The organism is Leifsonia sp. KNZ12-8B, assembly GCF_056755495.1.
On sequence record NZ_JBPGXM010000026.1, the window covers coordinates 25,374 to 33,240 of the forward strand.

The 7,867-nt window shown below is 72.8% G+C and carries 7 protein-coding genes; 4 read left to right on the forward strand and 3 right to left on the reverse strand.

The features are described 5' to 3' along the window. Window positions 1–10: 10 nt before the first annotated feature. Complete coding sequence (locus ACR9ZG_RS06330; RefSeq protein ID WP_481283976.1) at window positions 11–283, forward strand: PTS sugar transporter subunit IIB; 273 nt, start codon at window positions 11–13, stop codon at window positions 281–283. Here ACR9ZG_RS06330 and ACR9ZG_RS06335 read toward each other — a convergent pair. Continuing rightward, window positions 280–579, reverse strand: a complete 300-nt coding sequence (locus tag ACR9ZG_RS06335) for an ArsR/SmtB family transcription factor (RefSeq protein ID WP_481283977.1) — start codon at window positions 577–579, stop codon at window positions 280–282. The two genes, ACR9ZG_RS06330 and ACR9ZG_RS06335, sit on opposite strands and share 4 nt — an antisense overlap. A gap of 51 nt (window positions 580–630) precedes the next feature. Between ACR9ZG_RS06335 and ACR9ZG_RS06340 the strand changes: the two genes are divergently transcribed. Beyond that, entirely contained in the window at window positions 631–1,818 is a 1,188-nt protein-coding gene (locus ACR9ZG_RS06340) for an MFS transporter (RefSeq protein ID WP_481283978.1), read from the forward strand. A gap of 6 nt (window positions 1,819–1,824) precedes the next feature. On the opposite strand, the gene ACR9ZG_RS06345 is transcribed toward ACR9ZG_RS06340, so the two are convergent. Beyond that, window positions 1,825–3,540 carry a phospho-sugar mutase gene (locus tag ACR9ZG_RS06345; RefSeq protein WP_481283979.1) on the reverse strand — a complete coding sequence of 572 codons (1,716 nt, stop codon included), beginning with the start codon at window positions 3,538–3,540 and terminating at the stop codon, window positions 1,825–1,827. Then, a complete protein-coding gene (locus tag ACR9ZG_RS06350) occupies window positions 3,537–4,370 on the reverse strand; it encodes a purine-nucleoside phosphorylase (protein WP_481283980.1) in 834 nt (277 codons plus the stop codon). Before ACR9ZG_RS06350 ends, ACR9ZG_RS06345 begins: the two co-directional genes overlap by 4 nt. Window positions 4,371–4,469: 99 nt before the next feature. On the opposite strand from ACR9ZG_RS06350, the gene ACR9ZG_RS06355 reads away from it, so the two are divergent. Continuing rightward, window positions 4,470–5,906 carry an NAD(P)H-quinone dehydrogenase gene (locus ACR9ZG_RS06355; protein ID WP_481283981.1) on the forward strand — a complete coding sequence of 479 codons (1,437 nt, stop codon included), beginning with the start codon at window positions 4,470–4,472 and terminating at the stop codon, window positions 5,904–5,906. 15 nt (window positions 5,907–5,921) lie between these two features. Further along, window positions 5,922–7,867: cation:proton antiporter domain-containing protein (locus ACR9ZG_RS06360; protein ID WP_481283982.1), on the forward strand; the 1,946-nt coding region annotated here is incomplete at its 3' end.

A 7,867-nucleotide genomic window follows, 5' to 3' on the forward strand; every position in this document is an offset into this window, starting at 1 on the left:
GCGGCGTGCGATGAAGATCGTGGCGATCTGCGGCGTCGGCGTCGGCACCTCCGGCATCCTCAAGGTCAACGCCGAGCGTGTGCTCGACCGGCTCGGGATCGACGCCGACGTGACGGCCTCCGACCTCGGGCACATCGGCGTCGCGGCCGCCGACGCGCAGGTGATCCTCACCTCCCCGGAGCTGGTGGACAAGATCGGCCCCACCAACGCCGACGTGATCGTGGTGCAGAACTACTTCGACCTCGAGGAGCTCGAGCGCAAGCTCGACGAGGCGCTCGGCTAGCGGACGATCGCGTCGATCAGCCCGGGAAAGCGAGCGTCGAGCTCGTCGCGGCGGAGCTGGATCTCGTGCGTGCGCCCGCTGACGATCGTGCGGGTGAGGCCGGACTCCCGAAGCGTCTTGAAGTGGTGCGCCATCGTGGACTTCTGCACATCGACGCCCCACTCGGTCATCGACTTCGGGTGCGGCCGGCCGTCGGCCAGCACGCGCACGATCTGCAGGCGGATGGGGTCGGCGACGGCGCGCAGCACCTCCACGAGCTCCACCTCGTCGATGGCGGGGATGGGATAGTCGGTCATGCTCACCCGAATCGTTTGACAAACATCGAACAATAGCCGTACGGTAACCGTATGACGTTCGTCGAACAATCCTACCGCAGGTCGACTCCCGCACTGCTGGTCCTCGCCCTCGGGCTCTTCGTGGTCGGCACCAACGCGTTCGTGATCGCCGGCCTCCTTCCGCAGGTCGCCGCCGGGCTCGGCGCGACCGCGACGCAGGTGAGCTGGTCCATCACCAGCTACTCGCTGCTGGTCGCCGTCGCCGCCCCGGCGGTCTCGATCGCCCTGCCCCGCGTTCCGCGGGCGCCGCTCATGGCCGCCGGGCTGGCGGTCTTCGCGCTCGGCACGGCGGTGTCGGCGCTCGCCCCGGACCTCGGGGTCTTCATCGCCGGCCGCACGTTCTCCGGGCTCGGGGGAGCAGCGCTGGTCCCGACCGCGACGGCGGCCGCGGCCACGCTGACGCCGCCGGAGAAGCGCGGTCGCGCGCTCGCGCTCGTCGGCGCCGGGTTCACGCTGGCGACCGCCGTCGGCTCGCCGCTCGGCACCGCGCTGGGCGGAGTCGCGGGATGGCGGTTCGCGCTGTGGTGCATCGTGGCGATCGCCGTGCTGCTCGTCGTGGCGATCCCGCTCGTGGTGCGCGGTGTGCCCGTCCCCGCACCGGTCTCGTTCCGGCGCCGGCTCGCGCCGCTCGCCAACCCGCGGGTGGCCGCTCCGCTGCTGACGACCCTCCTGATGGTCGCCGGATTCAACATCGTTTACATCTTTTCGGCGGCCGTGACCCATGCCTCCACGGGAGGCTCCGGCACCCTGCTCGCGGTCCTCCTGCTCGCGTACGGCGCGGCGGGCGTCGCCGGCAACGCCGTGGCCGGTCCGCTGACCGACCGGCTGGGCAACCGGACCGTCGCCGTCGTCGCGCTGCTCGCCCAGGCCGTCGCGCTGGTGGTGCTCGCGTTCGTGGAGCACTCCTTCGCGGCGTCGGTGGTGGTGTTCGCCATCTGGGGCGTCGCCGCCTTCGCCATCGCGATCCCCGTTCAGCACCGGCTGGTGAACGTGGACCAGGAGAGCGCGGCGCTCGCGCTCTCCTGGTACTCGACCGCGATGTACGTCGGCATCGCCGTCGCGCCGCCGATCGGCGCGGCGGCGCTGGCGGCGGGCGGGGCGATCGCCGTGCCCATCGCCGGGGCCATCGTGACCGCCGCGGCGCTCGGGGTGTTCCTGCTGGGCTACCGCGGCCGGGCGCAGCAGCCGCTTGCGGCCTGAGCGCCGCTAGGCGGTGAGCTCCCGCATCGCCGCCGCCAGAGCGGCCACCCGCGCGGTCGCCGTCTCGCGGCGCTGCGCCAGGTCGCCCTGGTCGCTGGAGGCGTCGATGTAGATCTTGAGCTTCGGCTCGGTTCCGCTCGGCCGGACCATCACGCGGGAGCCGTCCTCGAGCCGGATGCGGAGCACGTCGCTCGGCGGGAGGCCCTGGAAGCCGTCGCGCAGGTCGTCGATCTGCGCGACCCGCACCTCGCCGAGGCGGCTCGGCGGGGTGGCGCGCAGGGCGGCCATGATCTCGCCGATGCGCGAGAGGTCGGTGACGCGGATCGAGATCTGGTCGCTCGCGAAGAAGCCGAACCGCTCGGCGAAGTCGTCCAGACGGTCCGCGATCGTCCGGCCGGAGGCGGCGAGCTCGTTCGCCAGGTCGAGGAACGCGGTCGCGGCCGAGATGCCGTCCTTGTCGCGGACGGTGCCGGGGTTGACCAGGTAGCCCAGCGCCTCCTCGTAGCCGAAGATCAGTCCGGCGGCGCGCGACACCCACTTGAAGCCGGTCAGGGTGTCGGCGAAGTCGAGCCGGTAGGCATCGGCCACGGCGGCGAGGGCGGGCGACGAGACGATCGAGCAGGCGAGCGTGCCGAAGGCGGCGCCCCCGGAGGTGCGCTCGGCCAGCTCGGCGGCGCGCCAGCCGAGCAGGGCGCCGACCTCGTTGCCCGACAGACGACGGTAGCCGCTGTCGGCGGTCGCGTCCGGGATGGCGACGGCCAGGCGGTCCGCGTCCGGGTCGTTCGCGATGATGAGGTCGACCCCGGCCTCCCGCGCGGTCGCGAACGACAGGTCCATCGCGCCCGGCTCCTCCGGGTTGGGGAACGCCACGGTCGGGAAGGCGGGGTCGGGGTCAGCCTGGGCCGTCACGAGCGCGGGAGCCGCGAATCCGGCCCGCTCGAACACGGCGCGGGCGGTGCGCCAGCCGACGCCGTGCATCGCGGTGTACGCGAACGAGACGGCGTCGCGCGGCGCGTCGGTCACCGCGACGGCGGCGGTGGCGGCGATGTACGCCTCCTCGATGTCGTCGGGTGCGACCTCGTAGCGCTCGGAGCGCGGGAGGTCTGCGACGCTGCCCGCTGCGACCTCCAAGATGTGCGCCGCGATCTCGGCATCGGTGGGCGAGACGATCTGCGAGCCGTGGTTCCCGCCGCCGAGGTACACCTTGTAGCCGTTGTCGTTCGGCGGGTTGTGGCTGGCCGTCACCATCACGCCGGCGCTCACGTCGAGGTGGCGCACGGCGAAGGCGAGCACCGGTGTGGGCAGGAGGCGCGGCAGCAGCACTGCGCGCACCCCGGCTCCGGCCATCAGCTCGGCGGTATCGCGCGCGAACACGTCGGAGTTCTTGCGGCCGTCGTACCCGATGACGACCGACGGCGTACCGCCCTCGGCGTGCTCCAGCAGCCAGCGCGCGAAGCCGCCGGCGGCCTGCGCGACGAGCACGCGGTTCATCCGGTTGGGGCCGGCCGCGATCTCGCCGCGGAGGCCGGCGGTGCCGAACGCGAGCCGGGTGTCGAAGCGCGAGTGGAGGTCGTCCACCGCCTCCGCGGAACCCGCCTCGGCCGCGACCACCAGGTCGTCGAGCTCTTGGCGGGTCTCGGGGTCCGGATCCTGCGCCAGCCAGGCCCGAGCGGCCTCCAGCAGGGCGGGCGTGTCGAGCCGACCGGCGGCTGCGGCGCTCACAGTGCCTCCACGATCTGGGCGAGCAGCGCGCTGATCACCGGCTCGGCCGCACGACCGGCGTCGATGACCTCCTGGTGGCTGAGCGGGGTCTTCTGGATGCCGGCGGCGAGGTTGGTGATGAGCGACATGCCCAGGATCTCCATCCCGGCCTGGCGGGCGGCGATCGCCTCCAGTGCGGTGGACATGCCGACGATGTGACCGCCGACCGCCTTCGCCATCTGCACCTCGGCGGGCGTCTCGTAGTGCGGGCCGCGGAACTGCGTGTACACGCCCTCGTCGAGCGTCGGGTCGATGGTCCTGGCGAGGTCGCGCAGGCGCCGCGAGTAGAGGTCGGTGAGGTCGATGAAGGTGGCGCCCTCCAGCGGGGAGTCCGCCGTCAGGTTGATGTGGTCGCTGATCAGGACCGGTGTGCCGGGCTTCCAGTGCTCCTTGATGCCGCCGGCGCCGTTCGTGAGGATCATCGTGGTCGCGCCCGCCGCCGCGGCGGTGCGGACGCTGTGCACGACGCGGCGGACGCCGTGGCCCTCGTAGTAGTGGGTGCGCGCGCCGATCACCAGGGCGCGCTTGCCGTTCGGGAGCAGGACCGAGCGGAGGGTGCCGACGTGCCCCTCCAGCGCAGGCTTGCTGAAGCCGACGATCTCGGTGGCGGGGATGGTCGCGGTCGTCTCGCCGATGAGGTCGGCGGCCCTGCCCCAGCCGCTGCCCAGGGTGAGGGCGATGTCGTGCTTCGCGACGCCGGTCTTGTCGGCGAGCTGCTCGGCGGCCTGCCGTGCGACCTCGAACGGGTCGGTCGCGAGGTCGTCGAGCGGGTTCGTGATGGATTCCAGCATGAGGCAACTCTACTGAGCGGGCCTGCGGCGGGGAGGGGCCGCCGGGATGCGCATCGGAGCGCGCGCGGGGGTGCGCGGCGATACGGAAGAATGGTGGGCATGGCCTATGAGTTCGAGCGCAAGCAGCGGATCGCCGTCCTCGGCGGCGGACCAGGCGGTTACGAGGCGGCGCTCGCGGGGGCGCAGCTCGGCGGCGATGTGACGCTGGTCGAGCGCTCCGGCGTCGGCGGCTCGGCCGTGATCACCGACGTCGTCCCCTCCAAGAGCCTGATCGCCACCGCGGAGGCGACCAACGCCATCGCCGAGGCCGCCGATCTCGGCGTGCAGTTCTTCACGCGCGGCGAGTCCGGCAAGCCGGTGCGGCCAGAGCTCGCGGTCAACCTCGCCGCGGTCAACAAGCGGCTGATGGGGCTCTCGCGGCAGCAGTCGGAGGACATGCGCGCCGAGCTCGTCCGCGCCGGCGTCCGCATCGTCAACGGCGAGGGGAGGCTCGACGGCCCGAGCGCGCTGATCGTCTCGACCGCCGGCGGCGGGGCCGGCACCGACTTCGACCGGGTGGAGGCCGACACGATCGTCATCGCGACCGGCGCCACCCCGCGCGTGCTGCCCTCCGCCGTGCCGGACGGGGAGCGCATCCTCACCTGGACCCAGCTCTACGACCTCCCGCAGGTGCCGGAGCACCTCATCGTCGTCGGCTCGGGCGTGACCGGCGCGGAGTTCGCCTCCGCCTACACCGCGCTCGGCTCCAAGGTGACGCTGATCTCGTCGCGCGACCAGGTCCTCCCCGGTGAGGACGCCGACGCCGCGCGCGTGATCGAGAACGTCTTCAAGCGCAACGGCATGCAGGTGCTGTCCAAGTCGCGCGCCGAGTCGGTCGTGCGCACCGAGAACGGCGTGGTCGCCACCCTGACCGACGGCCGCACGGTGGAGGGCTCGCACTGCCTCATGGCGGTCGGCTCCATCCCGAACACCTCCGGCATCGGGCTCGAGGAGGCCGGGGTGCAGCTGGCGCCGTCCGGCCACATCCGCACGAACCGGGTGGCCCGCACCTCCATCCCGAACATCTACGCCGCCGGCGACTGCTCCGACTCGCTGCCGCTGGCATCGGTCGCCTCGATGCAGGGCCGCACCGCCGTCTTCCACGCGATGGGAGACGCGGTCAACCCGATCGAGCTGCGCAACGTGACCTCCAACATCTTCACGCAGCCTGAGATCGCGACGGTCGGCTGGAACCAGAAGCAGATCGAGGAGGGCATCGCCCAGGGCGACATCTACAAGCTGCCGCTCAAGTCGAACCCGCGGGCGAAGATGCTGGGCCTGCGCGACGGCTTCGTCAAGCTTTTCGCCCGCACCGGCTCCGGCACGGTGATCGGCGGTGTGATCGTCGCGCCGCGCGCCTCCGAGCTGATCTTCCCGCTCGCGCTCGCCGTCGAGCACCGGCTCACCGTCGACCAGGTCGCGCGCGCCTTCACCGTGTACCCGTCGCTGTCCGGCTCGATCACCGACGCCGCGCGCGCCATGCACATCGTGCTCTGAGCGGAGGGGCGGGGGATGGAGGAGCTGCTCGTCATCGGCGTGCTCGCCGTGCTGACCATCGCCGCCGCCACCACCATCGGCCCGAGATTCGGGGTCGCGTCGCCGCTCATCCTCGTCGTCGTCGGCATCCTGGTCAGCCTGCTGCCGTTCGTGCCGGCGGTGACGATCGAGCCGGAGTGGATCCTCGCCGGCGTGCTGCCGCCCTTGCTGTACTCGGCGTCGGTGTCGATGCCGTCGATGAACTTCCGGCGGGAGTTCGGCGCGATCAGCGGGCTCTCCGTGCTGCTGGTCATCGTCAGCTCGGTGCTGCTCGGGCTGTTCTTCGCGTGGGTGATCCCGGGGCTCGGGCTCGGCTGGGGGATCGCGCTCGGCGCCATCGTGAGCCCGACGGACGCGGTGGCCACGAGCATCGTCAAACGGGCAGGGGTCTCGCCGCGGGTGGTCGCGATCCTGGAGGGGGAGAGCCTCCTCAACGACGCCACCGCCCTCGTGCTGCTGCGCGCAGCGGTGGGGGCCGCGGCGGTGGCCTCGTTCACGTTCGGCGCGGTGCTGCTGTCGTTCCTGTACTCGGTGGTGATCGCCGTGGCGTTCGGCTGGGCCGTCGGCCGGCTCAACCTCATCGTGCGGGCCAGGGTGACCGATGCGACGGTGAACACGGTGCTGTCGTTCACCGTGCCGTTCCTCGCCTCCATCCCCGCGGAGGCGCTCGGGGCGTCCGGGCTAGTGGCTGCGGTCGTCGCGGGCCTGGTCACCGGAAGTCGCGCGCCGCGCGTGCTGTCCCCGGAGCACCGGCTCTCGGACGCGCAGAACTGGCGGACCGTCGAGCTCGTGCTCGAAGGACTCATCTTCCTGACCATGGGACTCGAGCTGTTCGGCATCCTGCAGAAGGTGCAGGAGGACCACTCCGGCGTGCTGCCCGCGGTCGGCATCGCGGCGGGCGCTCTGGTGCTCACGATCCTCGTGCGGGCGGCCTTCGTCGCGCCGCTGCTGGCCCTCCTCGCCCGGCGCAGCCGCCGCGGCGAGCGGATGCGGCCCCAACTCCAGCGGCTGCAGCAGCGACTCGCCGACCCCGAGCGGATGTTGCGGGGGATCGAGCAGCGGGTCGCGGGGGAGATCGGCGCAGGGACGGGTGCTGCGGTGGAGGGCGGTGCGGCGGCGGCCGAGGATGCGGCGGCGGCCGCGGGTGCGACGGACGCGGGTGCGGCGGAGGCCGGTGTAAGGGGCGCGGCCGGGACCGCGGGAGCGGAGCGGGCCGCCGGTGCGGCTGCGAGCGCGGACCGCATCCCGATCGTCCCCGATCCGACCGCGGGGCCCTGGGCGGGAGTCGCCGAGGCCGAGCGGAGGCGCGCGCGCGGTTTCGAGGCGGCGCGGCGACGCATCGGCCGGAGCTCGAAGCGGCGACGCCGGATGCCCACTGCCGAGAGTCTGGCGCGCTTCGGCACGCGGCTGCGGCGCGTCCTGGCCGACATCGACTACTTCACGGGCGCGCCGCTCGGCTGGCGGGAGGGCTCGATCGTGGTGTGGGCGGGGATGCGCGGGGCCGTCACGGTCGCGGCCGCGCAGAGCCTCCCGCAGGACACGCCCGGTCGGTCGGTGCTGGTGCTGATCGCGTTCCTCGTCGCGGCGGGCTCGCTGCTGCTGCAGGGCGGCACGCTCGGGCCCGTGCTGCGGCTGGTGAAGCCGGCCGCGGCGGACCCGGCCGCCGAGCGCGATGAGCGGCGCCGGCTGATGGAGGTGCTGTACCGGGCCGCTCGGACGGTTCCGCTCCCCGAGATCAGCGAGCGCACGCCGGAGGCGTTCGGCCGCTACAAGGCGGCCCGGCTGGAGCAGTTGCGGGCGCAGCGCACCGCGCTCCTCGACGCCCGCGACGACGGCACGTTCAGCGCCGACGTGCTCGCCGGCGCCCTCGCCAACCTCGACGCCGACGAGATCAGCATCGACCCTGTCTCTTATACACATCT

Bases quoted from the DNA above. Each gene is read 5' to 3' on its own strand.
- ACR9ZG_RS06355 (WP_481283981.1), top strand. From the start codon at position 4,470: ATGGCCTATGAGTTCGAGCGCAAGCAGCGGATCGCCGTCCTCGGCGGC.
- ACR9ZG_RS06340 (WP_481283978.1), top strand. From the start codon at position 631: ATGACGTTCGTCGAACAATCCTACCGCAGGTCGACTCCCGCACTGCTG.
- ACR9ZG_RS06335 (WP_481283977.1), bottom strand. From the start codon at position 579: ATGACCGACTATCCCATCCCCGCCATCGACGAGGTGGAGCTCGTGGAG.
- ACR9ZG_RS06330 (WP_481283976.1), top strand. From the start codon at position 11: ATGAAGATCGTGGCGATCTGCGGCGTCGGCGTCGGCACCTCCGGCATC.
- ACR9ZG_RS06350 (WP_481283980.1), bottom strand. From the start codon at position 4,370: ATGCTGGAATCCATCACGAACCCGCTCGACGACCTCGCGACCGACCCG.